General features: G+C 35.1%; 17 protein-coding genes. 10 read left to right on the top strand and 7 right to left on the bottom strand.

The window, feature by feature from the left end:
* Positions 1-15: 15 nt before the first annotated feature.
* Positions 16-288: a hypothetical protein gene (locus tag ACXY7N_RS13715; protein WP_016089354.1), complete on the top strand. Its 273-nt coding sequence runs from the start codon at positions 16-18 to the stop codon at positions 286-288.
* A 36-nt stretch (positions 289-324) separates the two neighbouring features.
* On the opposite strand, the gene ACXY7N_RS13710 is transcribed toward ACXY7N_RS13715, so the two are convergent.
* The 3 genes from ACXY7N_RS13710 to ACXY7N_RS13700 all read right to left on the bottom strand — a co-directional run bounded on the left by ACXY7N_RS13710 (position 325) and on the right by ACXY7N_RS13700 (position 4,349).
* Entirely contained in the window at positions 325-1,587 is a 1,263-nt protein-coding gene (locus ACXY7N_RS13710) for a VanW family protein (protein ID WP_016133586.1), read from the bottom strand.
* A 234-nt stretch (positions 1,588-1,821) separates the two neighbouring features.
* The gene (locus tag ACXY7N_RS13705) at positions 1,822-2,838 is read right to left on the bottom strand and encodes an LCP family protein (RefSeq protein WP_016089352.1); all 1,017 of its coding nucleotides are present in this window, start codon (positions 2,836-2,838) and stop codon (positions 1,822-1,824) included.
* A 332-nt stretch (positions 2,839-3,170) separates the two neighbouring features.
* On the bottom strand, positions 3,171-4,349 hold the full coding sequence (locus ACXY7N_RS13700) for a NupC/NupG family nucleoside CNT transporter (RefSeq protein ID WP_016089351.1): 1,179 nt from the start codon (positions 4,347-4,349) through the stop codon (positions 3,171-3,173).
* Positions 4,350-4,440: 91 nt separating this feature from the next.
* Here ACXY7N_RS13700 and gloA2 point away from each other — a divergent pair, with 91 nt between their 5' ends.
* From gloA2 to aspA, 3 genes are all read left to right on the top strand, one after another.
* On the top strand, positions 4,441-4,827 hold the full coding sequence (gene gloA2, locus ACXY7N_RS13695; protein WP_016089350.1) for an SMU1112c/YaeR family gloxylase I-like metalloprotein: 387 nt from the start codon (positions 4,441-4,443) through the stop codon (positions 4,825-4,827).
* A gap of 107 nt (positions 4,828-4,934) precedes the next feature.
* On the top strand, positions 4,935-6,233 hold the full coding sequence (locus ACXY7N_RS13690; RefSeq protein WP_016089349.1) for a hemolysin family protein: 1,299 nt from the start codon (positions 4,935-4,937) through the stop codon (positions 6,231-6,233).
* Between the two features lie 172 nt (positions 6,234-6,405).
* A complete protein-coding gene (gene aspA, locus ACXY7N_RS13685) occupies positions 6,406-7,839 on the top strand; it encodes an aspartate ammonia-lyase (RefSeq protein ID WP_016137016.1) in 1,434 nt (477 codons plus the stop codon).
* Positions 7,840-7,879: 40 nt separating this feature from the next.
* On the opposite strand, the gene ACXY7N_RS13680 is transcribed toward aspA, so the two are convergent.
* Positions 7,880-9,499, bottom strand: coding sequence for an L-lactate permease (locus ACXY7N_RS13680; RefSeq protein ID WP_016089347.1), 1,620 nt, complete (start codon positions 9,497-9,499; stop codon positions 7,880-7,882).
* A gap of 796 nt (positions 9,500-10,295) precedes the next feature.
* On the opposite strand from ACXY7N_RS13680, the gene ACXY7N_RS13675 reads away from it, so the two are divergent.
* Complete coding sequence (locus ACXY7N_RS13675; RefSeq protein WP_016089346.1) at positions 10,296-10,583, top strand: ArsR/SmtB family transcription factor; 288 nt, start codon at positions 10,296-10,298, stop codon at positions 10,581-10,583.
* A 191-nt stretch (positions 10,584-10,774) separates the two neighbouring features.
* Positions 10,775-10,954, top strand: a complete 180-nt coding sequence (locus tag ACXY7N_RS13670; protein ID WP_016089345.1) for an acid-soluble spore protein H — start codon at positions 10,775-10,777, stop codon at positions 10,952-10,954.
* Between the two features lie 38 nt (positions 10,955-10,992).
* Here ACXY7N_RS13670 and ACXY7N_RS13665 read toward each other — a convergent pair whose 3' ends face one another.
* Together ACXY7N_RS13665 and ACXY7N_RS13660 are read right to left on the bottom strand one after the other, a co-directional pair.
* On the bottom strand, positions 10,993-12,342 hold the full coding sequence (locus ACXY7N_RS13665; RefSeq protein WP_000338305.1) for a peptide MFS transporter: 1,350 nt from the start codon (positions 12,340-12,342) through the stop codon (positions 10,993-10,995).
* Positions 12,343-12,723: 381 nt separating this feature from the next.
* Positions 12,724-13,689 carry an ABC transporter substrate-binding protein gene (locus ACXY7N_RS13660; RefSeq protein ID WP_016133589.1) on the bottom strand — a complete coding sequence of 322 codons (966 nt, stop codon included), beginning with the start codon at positions 13,687-13,689 and terminating at the stop codon, positions 12,724-12,726.
* Positions 13,690-13,851: 162 nt separating this feature from the next.
* Between ACXY7N_RS13660 and ACXY7N_RS13655 the strand changes: the two genes are divergently transcribed.
* The 3 genes from ACXY7N_RS13655 to ACXY7N_RS13645 are packed head-to-tail and all read left to right on the top strand — an operon-like array spanning position 13,852 to position 16,745.
* Positions 13,852-14,856 carry a FecCD family ABC transporter permease gene (locus tag ACXY7N_RS13655; protein ID WP_016089343.1) on the top strand — a complete coding sequence of 335 codons (1,005 nt, stop codon included), beginning with the start codon at positions 13,852-13,854 and terminating at the stop codon, positions 14,854-14,856.
* On the top strand, positions 14,853-15,911 hold the full coding sequence (locus ACXY7N_RS13650; RefSeq protein WP_098986102.1) for a FecCD family ABC transporter permease: 1,059 nt from the start codon (positions 14,853-14,855) through the stop codon (positions 15,909-15,911). Before ACXY7N_RS13655 ends, ACXY7N_RS13650 begins: the two co-directional genes overlap by 4 nt.
* Positions 15,912-15,923: 12 nt before the next feature.
* Positions 15,924-16,745 carry an ABC transporter ATP-binding protein gene (locus ACXY7N_RS13645; protein WP_488592440.1) on the top strand — a complete coding sequence of 274 codons (822 nt, stop codon included), beginning with the start codon at positions 15,924-15,926 and terminating at the stop codon, positions 16,743-16,745.
* A 31-nt stretch (positions 16,746-16,776) separates the two neighbouring features.
* Here the strand turns inward: ACXY7N_RS13645 and ACXY7N_RS13640 are convergent, their stop codons facing one another.
* On the bottom strand, positions 16,777-17,508 hold the full coding sequence (locus ACXY7N_RS13640; protein ID WP_098986101.1) for a class I SAM-dependent methyltransferase: 732 nt from the start codon (positions 17,506-17,508) through the stop codon (positions 16,777-16,779).
* Positions 17,509-17,721: 213 nt separating this feature from the next.
* On the opposite strand from ACXY7N_RS13640, the gene ACXY7N_RS13635 reads away from it, so the two are divergent.
* The gene (locus tag ACXY7N_RS13635) at positions 17,722-18,912 is read left to right on the top strand and encodes a glycine C-acetyltransferase (RefSeq protein WP_000095914.1); all 1,191 of its coding nucleotides are present in this window, start codon (positions 17,722-17,724) and stop codon (positions 18,910-18,912) included.
* The last annotated feature ends 17 nt before the right edge of the window (positions 18,913-18,929 follow it).

Raw genomic sequence — 18,929 nt, 5'->3', positions numbered from 1 at the left:
GAAGGGGGAGTAAATATGTATACGACATTACAATATTTTCTCAAATCGTATTGTACGTTAAGTATCCATGAAGATGAAATAGTAGGCGTGATGGAAGAATTTATAGAGCAAGAAGACGAAGAGATTGTTTTAAAATTACGCGATGAATTATTATATATGAAGAAAAAGGATGCTTGGGAAGAGGCGTGCGTATTAGCTGCGAAGCAAGGAAATCGTATGTGGTCTTTAGAAGAAACGAAAGACCATCTTGCAACCTTTTTATTATTAGTGCAAAAGAAAAAGGCGTGAGTAGATCACGCCTTTTTTTGTTGGTTTGATAGTACCTCATTGCGTTGGAGCGCTTTTATATACGCTTTTTGAAATTTGTCCATTAGATACTACTTCACCGTTTTGTGTTACTTTTTTATACGTAACTGCTGTTATTTTATCATTAGTCCTACTAATTACTTGAGAAGAAACTTCAACGTTTTTACCAGTATTTGTACCGAAAATGCGTGTAGTAATACTACCTCCATTTGAAAATGCTTGAATATAAATATGATTGCCTGTATTGTTTTTAAATTTTAAATCTGGACCATAATCTGCTACTGCTGCATCTTGACCAAGTGGTAAATAATTTACAGGCATAGAATGATTACTTCGAGAAACAATTCCTAGATCTGCCCTTAAAGCGGCGCTATATAAAGTACTACTAACTTGGCAAACGCCTCCGCCAGCACTTTGTATAACTTTACCTTGTGAATATACGGCTGCGGATTTATAGCCATGTGCAGCATCCGTTACGCCAACGCGGCCATTAAAACTAAATGTTTCATCAGGTGCGACAATAACTCCACTTAAAGTATTAGCTGACTTATTTACGTTAAAGGATTGATTCCCGTTACGACCAGCCATTGGGGTCGAGTATTCAGCGATTACTTCTTTAATCCCCATTTTTTGTATATCTTCTGTAGATCGTTCAGGTTTTAATAGTGTAACTGGTAATGTAACGTCTGATGTGCCAGAAGTAATGGCCTGCTTCGTTAAATCAGTTAACTTTCCTTTATCAATTTTTTCTCCATTTTGACTTTGGCTAATATTTACTGTAGAGCCTTCAACACTTAATTCTGCATTAACGGGATTTTTTAATGTTTCATTATATTTATCTTTCATAAAGCTTTCATAAGCAGTTGTATTTAATTGAGGTGTTAATTTATAGTCACGTTTTAATTCACCGTTTTCAGCTTGCTTCCGCATTTTGTAACGATTTATTGCGTTTCCTTCTTGTTCTTTAAAGATTTTGTCGACAATATCTTTCTCTTTATAATTCATTCCTAAATCTTTCCATGTGTAAGTTTGTTTATCATTTTGGAATATGTAGGTAAGAGATTTTTGATCTAATTCAGTTATTTTTTGATTAATTATGGCTTGAATATCTGTTTTATTTTTTCCATCGAGAGAAATACCTTCAAATGTAGTATGTGGTAATGCAGTAGTATCTAATTGATTATTTAATGTGGATACATATTGATATCCACCAACACCGCCTACACAAAGTAATATGCCTCCAGCAATTGCAGAACCGATCAGTATTTTACTTAGCTTCATTTATTTCCCCCCAGGAATTTTTGTATAAATATATGTATTACATTTTTTGTATAAAAATGATGAAAATAACATTATGTACGTACTAGTATACTATTATTTTCACTATGTGTGTAATGTTTTCATAAAAAACGTTACACTGCTGTAATAATTGTCTCTTTTTGTCACAATATGTACGAGAAATATGTTGAAAATTATAATAAAAAGGCTGTCTAGAAAGATCTAGCAGCCTTTTTATTATAATTTTTTATGTTCATTTTTATTCGTAACACCGAGATGTTCTTGTAGTGTTGTCGAAATATTATTGACGCTTTTTTCGTTTGGAACGTAATAATAAATACCACCTATATATTTATCAGTACCTTCTACTTGCATTTTCTCCATTTTTAAATCTGAATCCATTGAATTTTTAGCAATGGTCATCATATCATCAAAAGTTAAGTTTGTTTTTAAGTCTTTATCGACAGCGTCTAATAGGCCACCGATTTTATTAATGGAATTAAGAGATAGTGCTTTTTCAGCAATAGCTTCTAAAACAAGCTGTTGTCGTTGACCGCGCATATAATCACTATCGATATGACGAGTTCTAGCTAGTGCTAATGCCTCTTCTCCATTTAAATGTTGACGTCCTTTTTTCAGATGAATTGCACCTGCTTCGTCTTTACTATTTTGTTCTGTGAACTCAACCGGAACGTCGACAGTAATACCACCAAGGGAATCAACTATTTTGATAAATGATTTAAAGTTGAATTTTACATAGTAATCAACTGGAACATCTAAAAAGTTCTCTACGGTATCAATCGTGCTGTCCACACCACCGAATACGTGCGCGTGTGTAATTTTATCGTATTTATCACGTGATTTAATATAGACACGTGAGTCACGTGGAATACTGACAAGCTTAACAGATTTATCGTTTTTATTAATTGTTGCAAGTAATAGCGCATCCGTACGAGTTGCTTTTCCGTAATTCTTGTCCCTAATATCACTTTCATCAACACCCATAATAAGTACGGAAATGTTGTCAGTCATAGGTTTAACGGCTTTTTCACGTTTGCTGGATTTATCTCCGCGTCCTAGTTCAGAATAGGCGTTACTTAAAACAGATTTTGCTTTACTGTATATATGGAAGGAGTAGCCTCCTGCTCCAAGTGCTATAATCAGTAATGGAATAAGAAGGAACCAAAGTAGGCGTTTTTTCTTTGGGCGCCCTTTTTTGGCTCGGGTATCTTTGTTCATATCGGATTTCATCATTTTTTCTCCTTTAAAACTATCAAAGTGTATACATCTAGAAGCGTATTCAAACACATAGAAAACATTGTACGCTAAATAAAAGCGATTGTACATGTATAAAAAATAGATGTCTTGATTATTTATCCCGTATTAACGGGCAGTAAAACTCCCACCTCAAGGTCCAGCGAATGCAAGGAAGTTAGGTGGGAGATAACTGCCCGTAAAGACCCGATTGGTTCAACTAATAATCAGAGGGGGAAATCCCCCCTCTGATTAAAGTTTCACTTTATAAGACATCTATTCGTTATTGTATACAAAAGATAGGGATAAGAAAATGATAAAATTTTACCTAATTACAACATAATGCTTACGATAATTGCAGATAAAATGCTAACGAGAGTAGCTCCATATAGTAATTTAAGACCAAACCTTGCAACAACGTTTCCTTGTTCTTCGTTTAACCCTTTTACCGCACCTGAAATAATGCCGATAGAAGAAAAATTGGCAAAAGAAACGAGGAAAACAGAAATAATACCAACTGTACGGGGAGAAAGGCTATTAGAAATTTTACTAAGGTCCATCATTGCTACAAATTCATTCGTTACAAGCTTCGTTGCCATAATGCTACCAGCTGTGACAATTTCAGAACTTGGTACACCGATAAGGAATGCAACAGGCGCGAATACGTAGCCGATTAATTGCTGGAAAGTAATGCCGAATATAATAAGGAATAGGTCATTAATGCAGCTCATTAATGCGACGAATCCGATGAGCATAGCGCCAACAACAATGGCTACACGAAAACCATCAAGAATGTATTCGCCGAGCATTTCAAAAAAGCTTTGCTTTTCGCCTTTAATTTCTAAAATATCTTCTTCATCTTTCACGTCGTAAGGGTTAATGATGAGTACGATAATAAAACCACTAAATAAATTGAGAACGAGTGCGGTTACTACATATTTAGGTTCAATCATTGTCATATAGGCACCTACGATAGACATAGATACGGTTGACATGGCAGATGCACAAAGTGTATAAAGACGGTGCTTTGGAATTTGAGCTAATTGTTTTTTTACCGTAATAAAAACTTCTGATTGGCCGACGATGGCAGATGCGATAGCGTTGTAAGATTCTAATTTCCCAAGACCATTTATTTTGCTAAGGAAGTAACCGATCCAATGAATAAAAAATGGAAGTATTTTGAAATGTTGTAGTATACCAATTAAGACGGAAATGAAGACAATTGGTAATAAGACAGTAAGGAAAAATGACATTTCACCTTTATTGGCAAGACCGCCAAATACGAAGTTTATACCATCAGCAGCATACTCGAGTAGCTTTGTAAACAGACTGGAAATGAACCGAATAAGTATGAGGCCGATTTCTGTATTTAATAATAAATAGGTTAAAATCAACTGTATAATAAGCATGATGAAAATTGGTTTAAATTTAATATGTTTCTTATTGTTGCTAGCAATATAAGCAAGGAAGAAAACAACGATAAGTCCGACGAAAAAAGTAATAAATTTCATAGTAAGCCCCCTAAAAAAGATATTCTGCTATATATGTTTTTCATTTCAAGGGAGAATATGCATCTTTGGTAAAGAAAGGAATAGAGAGAACATGAATATATGTAGAGTGCACCACGTTGCAATTATTTGTTCGAATTATGAAACATCAAAGGATTTTTATACTAGGATATTAGGTTTTAAAGTGATAAATGAAGTATACAGAGCAGAGCGAGATTCTTATAAATTAGATTTATGTGTAGGAGAAGAGTATCAAATTGAATTATTTTCATTTCCAAGTCCGCCTAAGCGTCCAAGTTTCCCAGAAGCTGCTGGACTTAGACATTTAGCATTTGCTGTTACAAATATAGAAGAAGCTGTGAAACATTTAAATCAATGTGGTGTTGAGACTGAATCGATACGTATGGATGAAATAACCGGAAAAAAATTCGTCTTTTTCCAAGACCCTGACGGCCTACCTTTAGAATTGTATGAGGTTTGAAATTGGTGAATTTTATATAGGGTTGCTTTTGCGTAAATGAAGAAACTAAAGTGAAACTTCTTTTTTAAAGGAGGTGTAACTTTAGCTAAGAAAGCTAAAGGGCATATGTGGATATTTTAAAATTACTGATGGTAGCCATCCTTATTGCATTAACAGGTTTTTTTGTAGCTGTTGAATTTGCAATTATTAAGGTGCGTAGCAGTCGTATTGATCAACTCGTTAGTGAAAAACGACGAGGAGCATTGGCAGCTAAAAAAGTAACTTCGAATTTAGATGAGTATTTATCAGCATGTCAGTTAGGTATTACAATTACTGCTTTAGGGCTTGGGTGGCTAGGAGAGCCGACCATTAAGCATTTACTTGAACCGTTGTTTTTAAAATTACATTTATCTCCTGCAATTTCCAGTACAGTTTCGTTTATTATTGCCTTTGCAGTGATTACATTTTTACATGTTGTCATTGGTGAACTTGCTCCGAAGACGTTTGCTATACAAAGAGCAGAGCAAGTTAGTTTATTGTTATCGAAGCCACTTATTTACTTTTACCGAGTAATGTATCCGTTTATTTGGGCTTTAAATGGTTCTGCAAGGCTTGTAACAGGGTTATTCGGATTACATCCCGCTTCTGAACATGAAGTAGCTCATTCGGAGGAAGAATTACGATTAATCTTATCTGAGAGTTATGAGAGCGGGGAGATTAATCAAAGGGAATTTAAATATGTAAATAATATTTTTGAATTTGATAATAGAGTCGCAAAGGAAATTATGGTACCTCGTACGGAAGTTGTAGGTTTATATGAGGACGAACCATTTGAAACACATATTAAAATAATCGCACAAGAAAAATATACGAGGTATCCTGTATTTGGTGAGGATAAAGATGAAATCATTGGGATGGTTAATGTAAAGGATTTATTTATTCGTTATATGGATGGTAATCGAGATGAGGAGTGCTCGATTACGCCATATACAAGGCCAGTTATTGAAGTGTTAGAAAATATCCCCATTCATGATTTGTTATTACAAATGCAAAGAAAACGAATCCCATTAGCAGTATTATATGATGAATATGGTGGTACAGCGGGGATTGTTACACTAGAAGATATTTTAGAAGAAATTGTTGGAGAAATCCGAGATGAATACGATGAAGATGAACACCCGCCTATAGAGCATATAAGTGAGGGGTGTAAAATCGTAGAGGGAAAAGTGCTTATTAGTGAAGTGAATGATTTATTTGGCATACACTTAATCGCTGATGATGTAGATACAATTGGTGGCTGGATTATGGTACAAAAGCAAATCGTTGCTGAAGGAGATATTATTGAAAAACACGGCTTTTCTTTTAAAGTTCTTGAAAAGGATATGCATCAAATTAAACGAGTGGAAATAAAGAAGGTAGAAGGATGATTTTCTATAAATATTTATAAAAGGTATATATAGAAAAATAAATGTTTGCGCTTTCAAAAAAGGTGCTATATAGTGAAGGTGGATACTGAAAAATTCTTCTGAATGATACTCGTATTTTTAGAGGGCGAATTTTTTAGATAAGGATTTAGAATGAAAAGTATAGGTGATGAAAATGATAGCAACGAAGGATATACGTATAGAAAAAGATTTTTTAGGTGAGAAGGAAGTACCGAGTGTAGCGTATTATGGTGTACAAACATTACGTGCTGTAGAAAACTTCCCGATTACAGGATATCGCATTCATCCGTCACTCATTACGGCAATGGCAATTGTGAAAAAAGCGGCGGCACTTGCAAATATGGATACTGGTTACTTAGCTAAAGATATTGGACATGAAATTGCAGAGGCAGCGCAGGAAATTGTTGATGGAAAATTCCATGATCAATTTATCGTGGATCCAATCCAAGGCGGTGCTGGAACTTCTATTAATATGAATACAAATGAAGTAATCGCTAATCGAGCGTTAGAACGTATGGGATATGAAAAAGGTGAGTATGCGAAAATTAGCCCAAACACGCATGTGAACATGGCTCAATCAACGAATGATGCGTTTCCAACGGGAATTCATATCGCAACTCTTATGATGTTGGAAGAACTTCTTATTACAATGGAAGAACTTCATTCTGCTTTCCGTGAAAAAGCCAAAGAGTTCGACCACGTTATTAAAATGGGGCGTACACATTTACAAGATGCTGTTCCGATTCGTCTTGGACAAGAATTTGAAGCGTATAGCCGTGTGCTTGCGCGTGATATAAAAAGAATTAAACAGTCTCGCCAACATTTATATGAAGTGAACATGGGGGCGACGGCTGTTGGTACGGGATTAAATGCAAACCCTACGTACATTGAACAAGTGGTTAAACACTTGCGAACATTTAGCGGATTTCCACTTGTTGGTGCAGAACATTTAGTTGATGCAACGCAAAACACAGATGCATACACAGAAGTATCTGCAGCATTAAAAGTATGTATGATGAATATGTCTAAAATTGCGAATGACCTTCGTATTATGGCATCTGGTCCACGTGTTGGATTGGCGGAAATTCAATTACCAGCTCGTCAACCAGGTTCATCTATTATGCCAGGTAAAGTAAATCCTGTTATGGCAGAAGTAATCAATCAAGTTGCTTTCCAAGTAATTGGTAATGATCATACAATTTGCTTAGCATCAGAAGCAGGACAATTAGAGTTAAACGTAATGGAGCCTGTACTCGTATTTAATTTAATTCAATCTATTAGTATTATGAATAACGGATTCCGTGTATTCCGTGAATATTGTATTAAAGGAATTACGGCAAATGAAGAATTGCTGAAGCAATATGTTGAGAAAAGTGTTGGAATTATTACAGCAGTTAACCCTCATATTGGTTATGAAGCAGCATCTCGTATTGCACGTGAAGCAATTGAAACAGGAAAATCTGTTAGGGAGTTATGCTTAGAACATGGTGTACTGACAGAAGAAGAATTGGATATTATTTTAGATCCATTTGAAATGACGCATCCGGAAATTGCTGGTGCTTCTTTATTAAAGAATAAGAAGATGTAATTTGAAAAAACACCGATCCATTTGGATCGGTGTTTTATTTTTAAAAGATATTAAATACAGCATTTAATTGAAGTAAGCTAATAATAGCTAAGAAGATTAAACTGTATTTCATCGCTGTTTTAAATAGGGCAGATTCTTTACCAACTAGTCCAACTGCTGCACAAGCAACTGCTACAGATTGTGGTGAAACCATTTTTGCCATTGTACCACCTACTACGTTTAATGCAACAAGAGTAGAAGGAACGATGTTTAATTGATCTGCAGTTACTGCTTGAAGCGGTGCAAATAATGAACCACTTGATACTACTGATCCTGTAATGAATACGCCAATCCATCCTAAGATTGGAGAAAGAACTGGGAATGCATTACCAGTAGAAGAGAATGCAAGTCCAAGTGTAGATGACATACCAGAGTAGTTCTCTACGTAAGCTAAAGCGATAACGCTACAGATTGTATATACTGGAGCTTTTAGTTCTTTCATTGTTTCAACTATTAATTCTTTAACCATTTTACCTTTTACGCGGTACACGATAAGTGAAACGATAATTGCTAATACGATTGCAGTAGTTGTAGATGAAAATACATCGAATTTGAAAACAGCTGCGAAAGGTGTATCTGCTTTTGTAATTGGTGTAGTTTTCATAACAGCATTATGAAGACCAGGGAACTGAATGTTAAAAACTAAGTTTGCTAGTGCACCATCCGGAGCAAATAAAGCTTTAATTGGTTTTAAATTAAAGATTGTTACGAATGCAGTTAAGAATACAAATGGAGACCATGCATATAAAATTTGATTGAATGTATGAGATTCTTGTTTTTCTTGTTTTTCTTCTTTAGAAGAAGATTTTGGCTGCCAAACACGTAAGAATAATGCAAGAGAAACCATACTTACAACGGCTGCGAAAATATTAGTAAGTTCTGCACCTAAGAAGTAAGTTACAAGGAACTGAGTAATTGCGAAAGAAACACCACTTACAAGAATACCTTGCCAAGTTTCTTTAATACCTTTAATTCCATCGACCATTGAAACAAGTAAGAAAGGTAAAACAATACTAATGAATGGTAAAATAAGAACAGTTTGACGACCGATAGTTAATGCGTCTAGCTCAGTTAATTGTGCTGGTACTGTAACTGGGATACCCATAGCACCCATAGCACCACCAGCGATGTTAGCTACTAAACAAATACCTGCTGCTTTTAATGGGTTAAAGCCCATACCTACAAGTAATGCAGCTGTAATAGCAACTGGAACCCCTAGCCCAGCTGCGCCTTCTAAGAAAGCACCGAAAGAATAAGCGATTAATAATACTTGTAAACGTTGATCATTTGTAATGCTTGAAATACTATCACGAATGATGTTGAATTGCTCTGTTTTAACAGTTAATTTGTAAAGGAAAATCGCTGCGATAACGATAGTACAAATTGGATAAAACCCAGATAAAACACCGAATCCGGCAGATGCTACAGCTACTGTTGCTGGCATTTTATAAACAAATATAGCAAGAATAATAGCGACAATCACACTGTAAAGACCAGCGATATAACTTTTCATTTTCAGTCCCATTAAACAAATGATGAAGCAGAAAATTGGTAGTGCTGCGATGAGTGCAGATAACCAAATATTGTTTAATGGGTCATAAATTTGTGTCCAAGTACTCATAATAATGACAACTCCTATCTATTTTATGTGAAGAAATTCACATTATTTGTGAAATAATTCACAATCAACTTACATGCTTAGTATATTCTCCTTCAACACTATTGTCAACGTAAAAAAGTATAATTATTCCATAATAGTGTTAAAAGAAATACTTTGTTCATAAAGTAGACAAAAAGCGCACTCAAGTGTATTTGAGTGCATTGTATAAATTATTTACATATTCTTTTTATTAGCTGATGCCTTGGTATCGAGTATATAGGGTGTTGGAATACTTAAGATTTGATAGGTGTGACATGCTTATCCCATTTGATCTAGTTGGAAAGGGGAATCATGTATATTTAATAAGAGGTCTCGAATAACAGTCCAAGTGATTACAATACTAATTAAAAAAACAATAAGTCAATTTTTAATATTACATTGAATCTTTTTACTGAAAATTCCTTTTAGTGTAACAAAGAGGTTAAATATGCTCCAACTACTTTACGAAAGGTTATCAATTATAGATGGTATTTTACGATATCATTACCGCACGTTTCAATGAGGTGAAAATATAACAAAAAGCTTGATAAAACAACGTTTGCAAGCAAAGTATTTGCAGTCCGTTGTTTTGCTTTTTCGTTATATCATATAGTATAATATTCAAAATCAGCAGGGATTTTTTCCTGAGTTCTTTGCTGGTTAAGATGGAAAAAAATTTCGGCTTTATAAGTTGATAAAGTTATGTCGTAACAGGAAATATAAGAACAGATATATAAATAAATAAAAAGAAAATAAAAACGAAAATGAGGGGAACTTTATGAGCCAAAATCAATTCGAATGTCGTATTTCAGAAGAAGATGTACAAATGTTAAGAGCGTTAGCGCACCCGTTGCGTCTACGTCTAGTAATGGAACTAATGAAACGTGGAACTTGTAACGTAACACAATTACAGGAAGTATTAGAAATTCCACAATCAACGGTTTCGCAACATTTAACGAAATTAAAACAAAATAAAGTAGTGCGCTTTGAAAGACGAGGATTAGAAGTGTATTATCAAATTCATAATGATAAAGTAAGCGAAGTTGTAAAAACATTATTTTCTTAAAATTTGAATATTATGGAAAAGGACGTGTGGAATATACGTCTTTTTTTATTTGTCAGAAAGATAACAAGAGAGTAAAGATTAGCACGTAAGGAAGAAAAGGCTATCAATAAACATGCTGCTGTATGGAATATATTCTAAAGGGAAAAGAAAAGATAGAAAGGAGTGTAGTAAGTAAAAGGAGGAATAGTAGTATGGATGTAAAACGTGTGAAACAAATCTTATCTTCTTCAAGTAGAATTGACGTTACATATGAGGGCGTACCTGTATGGATTGAGAGCTGTGACGAGCAGAGTGGGGTTGCTCAAGTGTATGATGTATCTAATCCTGGAGAAAGCGTTCACGTGAGCGTGAATGCTTTAGAGGAGAAGTAATAGAAAAGACGCTTCTACTTGTAGAAGCGTCTTTTTTGTTATTCCATCATATGTGCAATTTTCTTAGAGAACATAAGAAGTACTAATCCTAGTACAATTACGATAACACCGATGCTTGCGAATACTTCTAAATATCCTAAAGATTGAGTGAAAGCAGCTAATTGTCCTGCTAAGAAGTTTGCACATCCAGTACCAGCTAACCATACACCCATTAATAAAGAAGCTAATTTAACAGGAGCGATTGCACTAACCATAGATAATCCGATTGGTGATAAGAATAATTCACCGATTGTGTGGAACATGTAAGTGAATACAATGAATAGTAAGTTTGCCTTCATTGTAATGTTACCTTCATCACTACCAGTTTTTAAAACAGCTAAAGTTAGAACTAAGTATCCAATACCTAGTAAAATCATACCTAGTGCCATTTTTGTTGGGATTTTTAAATCACCATTTTTTGTTTTTGAAAGCTTAATCCATAAAGCTGAAACAGGTAATGCTAGCAAGATAATGAATAGTGGGTTTACAGATTGGAACCAAGGTGTTGGAATTGTAAATCCACCAATTGTACGATCTACGAACTTATCTGTGTAAAGTGTTAAAGAACTACCAGCTTGTTCAAAGCCTGCCCAGAAGAATACAACGAAACAAGTTAAAATTAAAATTGCAGCTGTACGTTTTTTCTCTTGTGTTGTTAAAGGTTTTTTTTCAATTACTTTTGCAGTTTTTTCTTTAGACTTTTTACCTACAACAGTTGTACCAATTGTTCCTAAGTAACGAGGTGCTAAGAAATTAAAAGCAACCTGTCCAATGATCATACCGATACAAGCTGTTAAGAATCCATATTTGTAATCTGTGAAGTAACCGCAAATGAATGGAGCGATAAGAGCTCCTAAGTTAATTCCCATGTAGAAGATAGTGAAAGCACTATCACGACGAGAATCGTTGTCGCTATATAATTGACCTAGTAAAGTCGAAATATTTGGTTTGAAGAATCCGTTACCGATAACTAATAATCCTAATCCTAAAAATAGTCCAGTTTTCGTATTCATTGAAAATAGTACAAAGTTACCAATTGCCATGATGATACCACCAATAGTAATGGCGTGTCGCTTCGTAATGAAATGGTCAGTTAACCAGCCACCAATAATAGGTGTGAAATATACAAGCATTGTGAAAATACCGTAAATTTGTACTGCAACTGCTTTATCAAATCCTAAACCGCCGCTTACTAAGCTCGTTGTTAAATAAAGAACTAATAAGCCACGCATTCCGTAATAACTAAATCTTTCCCATGCCTCTGTAAAGAACAACAAGTATAACCCTGGTGGATGTTTTTTTGGTGATTGTTGCTCTCCAGCTTTGTCTAATTTTAAAGCTGCATCCATTTTTGTTTCCCCCTAATCCTGTATAACGGATATTTATGTAATCATTTTAATTTACAAAATATTTAGAAGTCAATAGAATTATATGGAAATAGAAAGAAAATTTCTAAAAAAGTTCTATTTTACTTCGACCGTTACTGTATTTTGCCCTGAAAACGAGATGATAAGCGTTTTCAAATGTAATAATTGAATTCTAAAAGAAAATAAAATAGTGATTAATCAGAAAATTTAGATTAAAATATTTATTCTGATATAGAGAAAATATATTCTATTTACTTTTATAATATAACATATTGGGAATAAAAATACAAAATGAAATAATGTGACATTTAAGTGAATTGAAAAATAACCAGCTCCATAGAAGGGGAGCTGGTTAGGGAAATATTATTTAACAAAGCGTTTTTCGATATCATCTAATAGTAGGTTAGCAGCCATTACACCACCAGCTGTATTCCAAATAACGTCGTCAACTTTGTATGCTTTACCATTTTTCACTGCATTTAAGTTTTTAAATAGCGGATCATTGATATATTCTTTTTCTAATTCAGAGCCTTTTTTCTCGTTTCCTTTATCGAATGTGAAGTAGAATAATACGTCACCATCCATGGCAGAAATACGTTCTTTAGATACGTTACGCTCTGCAAAGTCATCTTTATTTTGATCACCAGGACGTTTAAATCCAAGTTCTTTTAAAATAACACCAGAGAATGTATCACCGTGATAAATACGAACATCACCAGGCATAAAGCGCACCATAGAAATTTCTTGGTTTACTTTATCTCCAAGTTTGCCTTTTAAATCTTTCATACGTGATTCGTAATCAGCTAAAACCTTTTGACCTTCTTTTTCTTTATTCAATGCTTTTGCATAAAATTTGAAGTTATCTTTCCATTCACCACGTAGCGTTTCAGAGAACACAGTAGGCGCAATTGCTTTTAGTTGCTCGTACACTTTTTCGTGACGCATTTTGTTACCGATAATTAAGTCTGGTTTTAAAGAAGCGATTGTTTCCACGTTCACTTGTCCTTCATCACCAACAACTTTTACATCTTTCATTTTATCTTTAATATGTGGATACCATGGATCACCAGTCCAAGATTTTACAGCCCCAACTGGTTTCACACCTAGTTCAAGTAAAGCTTCAGTTCCTTCGTTTGTTAAAATAACTACACGTTTTGGATTAGCAGGAACTTCTGTTTTACCCATTGCATGTTCAACCGTAATCATTTCTTTTTTTGTATCTTCTTTTGATTCTTCTTTCGTATTTGATTTTCCACAAGCACTTAAAAGTAGTGAAAAGGCTAGTAAAAATACAAATACTGTAAACGATTTCTTTTGCATAAATTTCATTATGTACCCCCTACATACTGAGAAGTTTTTTCAATAGCAAGCATGATATTAATACTTCATAGTCCAATTGTCAATGAAAATAATTCTCATTTCCGTTGACAATGAGAATTAAGTTGAAATACACTTACAACGTATCATTATACATTGAAGGGGAAACGCTGCATGTTATTAAAAACAAATCGAGCAAAATGGATTGGATTAATTGTTGGGATCATTGCAGTCATTACTTGTATTTGGGGAAGTATTATTTTTGGATATACAAATACGAGTTGGAAATTAGCTTTGGATGCTTTTTTTCATTTTAATGGTTCCAATGAACATATTATTATTCAAAATGTGCGTCTACCAAGGGCATTAATTGCAGCAAGTGTTGGTGCTAGTTTAGCCATTGCAGGTTGTCTTATGCAAACTTTAACGAAGAATCCACTTGCTTCTCCAGATTTTATTGGATTAAATTCAGGTGCTGCTTTCTTCATAGTTGTAGCAATTGTGGTTTTTTCTGTTACATCATTGTCAGCTTTTACCTGGATTGCTTTCTTAGGGGCAGCAGTTGCTGCAATCCTTGTATTCGCTTCTAGTTCTTTAGGAAAAGAAGGGACAACGCCTCTTAAGTTAACATTAGCAGGTGTAGCAATTAGTGCTTTGTTTTCATCATTAACACAAGGGTTACTTGTTTTAAATGAAAAGGCGCTTGAAGAAGTATTATTTTGGCTTGCCGGATCTGTGCAAGGGAGAAAGTTAGAAATTTTACAATCTGTATTCCCGTATTTATTAATAGGCTGGATTGCATCTCTTATGATGGCGGGGAAAGTAAATACGTTAATGATGGGGGAAGATGTTGCGAAAGGACTTGGACAACGAACAATTTTAATGAAATCATTCGTGTTACTTATTATTGTACTGCTGTCTGGTGGTTCAGTTGCGGTTGCTGGTCCCATTGGGTTTATAGGAATTGTTACTCCGCACTTTGCTAGATTTCTTGTTGGAGTCGACCACAGATGGAGAGTGCCGTATAGCGGATTATTAGGGGCAATATTATTAATCTTGGCTGATATAGCAGCAAGATATGTCATTATGCCACAAGAAGTACCAGTAGGGGTTATGACAGCATTTATCGGGGCTCCATTCTTTATTTATATTGCACGTAAGAGAGGGCTTAGCAAATGAAGAAGTATATTCCGTTTCGTATAGGAAAAGGCGTGCTCTCGTTTTTAATGTATAAACGAGCTTGTCTCGTCTTATTCAGTTTATTAGTTGTTTTAATAGGATTATTTTTTGCGAGTGCAGGTATGGGAGACATGAAAATTGCTCCTTATGATGTATGGCAAGCGATCACTGGAAATGGCGATGCGATGTCAAATATGGTTGTAAATAAGTTTCGTATGCCGCGTATTTTAATTGCCATCCTTGTAGGAATTGCACTTGCTGTAGCAGGATGTATTTTACAAGGTCTCGTTCGAAATCCACTTGCTTCTCCTGATATTATCGGGATTACAGGTGGTGCAAGTGTTGCAGTTGTCTTATTTTTAGCTATATTTAGCGATAAAAATAATGCGCTAACCGTAAGCATTCATTATATGCCGCTCGCAGCCTTTGTTGGGGCAACGATTGTAGCGCTTTTTGTATATTTATTTGCATGGAGAAATGATGGATTATCACCAATTAGTCTTGTTTTAATTGGCGTTGGGTTTTGGGCGTTAACGAAAGCGGCAACGACTTTGTTTATGTTGTTAGCACCAATTTATCAAGCAAGTCAAGCGAATGTATGGATTACAGGTACTGTGTACGGTTCTTCATGGCAAAATGTTATGGTACTTGCGCCGTGGGTTATCATTTTAACGGTAATATCATTTATAGCTGCTAGACATTTAAATGCGCAAGAGCTAGGGGATGATATTGCGGTAGGACTTGGTGTTCCTTTAACGAAGTCACGCGTATTCATGTTATTACTTAGTACAGCTTTAATTGGTGGAGCAGTTGCCTTTGCCGGAGGAATTGGATTTGTCGGTTTAATGGCACCTCATATTTCACGAAGACTAATTGGTTCTTTATACGGTGCATTACTCCCAGTGGCGGCAATCGTTGGTGCAATTTTAGTACTTGCTGCAGATTTAATTGGGCGTACAGTTTTCACGCCACTTGAAATTCCAGCAGGAGTATTTACATCAGCAATTGGTGCACCTTATTTTATTTATTTACTTTATAAAAGTCGGAATTCATAAAGGGAGATGAATATGCAAAAAGCATTGGAGACGAAACGTTTGACGTTGTCTTATGGTGAAACAATTATTATTGATGAGTTGAATTTAGAAATTCCAAAAGGCGAAATTACAATCTTTATCGGTTCTAACGGTTGTGGGAAATCAACTTTATTACGTTCACTAGCTAGATTATTAAAACCAACAACTGGTGACATTTTGTTAGATAATCAAGCCATTCAAAGTATGCAAACGAAGCAAATCGCTCGTCAAATGGCAATTTTACCGCAAGGACCACAAGCACCAGAAGGGCTTACAGTATTGCAACTTGTAAAACAAGGACGCTATCCATATCAAACATGGCTGAAGCAATGGTCAGAAAAAGATGAGGAAATGGTACAAAAAGCCCTTGCGGCAACAGGTATGACAGAATTTGCTGAGCGTGATGTGCATGCTCTTTCAGGTGGACAACGTCAACGTGCTTGGATTGCAATGACGCTTGCACAAGATACAGATATTATTTTACTGGATGAGCCTACTACATATTTAGATATGACTCACCAAATTGAAGTGCTAGATTTATTATTCGAATTGAATGAAACAGAACAAAGAACAATTGTTATGGTATTACACGATTTAAATTTAGCATGCCGTTATGCAGACAATATTGTAGCCATTCAAGATAAACAAATATATGCACAAGGTAAGCCAGAAGAAGTAGTGGATGAGAAGCTAGTACGTGATGTATTCCGAATGGAATGTCAAATTAGTACGGATCCGTTATTTGGGACGCCACTTTGTATTCCGCACGGAAAAGGAAGACGTGTACGTAAAGAGGTTACTCAGGCAATGAGATAATAAAAAAGACGATGAATCATCATCGTCTTTTTTATTTTTCGCAAGAGAATAGTAGGAAGAGGGGAATACGTAAACGTCGTTCATATTCTTCTTCGCTCTGAAAATAAGTTTGATTTGGTGTAGCTTCTTTTATATTTGTAATCGTAAATCCAGCTTGTTGTAATAATGTAAAATATTCTTCCGTTGTACGATGATATTTAATAACTTCTTGATCAATCCAAGGTTCAACGCGTTTTCCCATTTTAAAATAATCATCGATGAGCCAACTCGTTCTTTTTCCGCTCGTTTGCAAGCTTTCAAATGAAGAGGTAATAACAGGGTGTTGAACGCTAAAAGTAAAGGTTCCATTTGTTTTTAAAGTTTCGTACACATTTTGAAAAATGATAGGAAGATGTTCAATATAATGTAAGGCGAGTCTAGATGTTACTAAATCAAAAGTAGCAGGAGGGTATGTGTAGTCTTTGAGGTTTAAAAAATGGACGATCCCATTTTTATTTTCTAGTTGTTTTTTAGCTTTTTCATACATAAGTTCGGAGCCTTCAATACCGGTGTAAGAGCGGCAGTCTTTTTCTAATAATTCCTTGCCAAATTTTGCGTCACCGCAGCCTAAATCAAGGATTTCCTTTCCTTTCACATCACCAATGAGTTGAAAGAAGGCTGGTTTTTCAAGTGATTCATTTGGGCTATTTTCTCGGTATCTTCGTTTCATATATTGTTTAAAAAATGCTTCGTTATTATATGCATCAGATTCAGTAAATGCCATGATTGAAGCCCCCTTAAATATTTTTTTTATTCTACCAAATATGAAAAGTAAATGATAGATTTCTTGTAATGAATCATATATAATCTAGAATTGTAAGCGGTTACTTTAAACTATTTTTCTATAATAAATTCTGAAAACGTGTTAAGCTAGTAGAGGGATTATTAGAACTATTAAGACAATAATTCGCTTACATGAACGATGGGAGGCTTCACGATGTCTAGTAAAACACTTGCAAAATTTTTAGAAGAAAATTTAGAGGATTTAAAATCAAAGGGGCTTTATAACGTAATTGATCCGCTTGAGAGTTCAAATGGACCGATCATTACAATTGGCGGAAAAGAATATATTAACTTATCTTCAAACAACTATCTTGGATTAGCAACAGATAGCCGTTTGCAAGAAGCAGCAATTGGTGCTATTCATAAGTACGGCGTTGGAGCAGGAGCTGTTCGTACAATTAACGGTACTTTAGATTTGCATATTAAATTAGAAGAAACAATTGCAAAGTTTAAACATACAGAAGCAGCAATTGCTTACCAATCAGGATTTAACTGTAATATGGCAGCGATTTCAGCCGTTATGGATAAAAATGATGCGATTCTTTCAGACGAATTAAACCATGCTTCTATTATCGATGGTAGTCGTCTATCAAGAGCGAAAATTATCGTTTATAAACATTCTGATATGGAAGATTTACGCCAAAAAGCAATCGCGGCGAAAGAATCAGGTCTTTACAATAAATTAATGGTAATTACAGACGGTGTCTTTTCAATGGATGGAGATGTTGCAAAACTACCAGAAATTGTTGAGATTGCAGAAGAATTAGATTTAATGACATACGTAGATGATGCACACGGTTCAGGTGTACTTGGAAAAGGTGCAGGAACTGTAAAGCACTTCGGTCTGTCTGATAAAGTTGATTTCCAAATTGGTACATTATCAAAAGCAATTGGGGTAATTGGTGGATATGTAGCAGGGAAACAAAACTTAATTGACTGGTTAAAAGTTCGTTCACGTCCATTCTTATTCTCTACAGCATTAACACCAGCGGATGCAGCAGCTTGCATGAGATCAATTGAAATCTTAATGGAAAGCACAGAGTTGCACGATCGTCTATGGGAAAATGGTCGCTATTTAAAACAAGGGTTAAAAGAACTTGGCTTTAACATCGGAGAAAGTGAAACGCCAATTACCCCTTGTATTATTGGGGACGAAGTACTAACACAAGAATTTAGTAAACGTCTAAATGAAGAAGGCGTATATGCAAAATCTATCGTGTTCCCAACTGTAGCTAAAGGAACAGGACGCGTTCGTAATATGCCTACAGCAGCTCATACGAAAGAAATGTTAGATGAAGCAATTCGTAAGTATGAAAAAGTAGGGAAAGAAATGGGCATCATTTAAGTAACGACATCTTTTGA

The organism is Bacillus sp. 5w2 (assembly GCF_054353775.1).
This window is presented reverse-complemented; position numbering and strand designations above follow the sequence as displayed.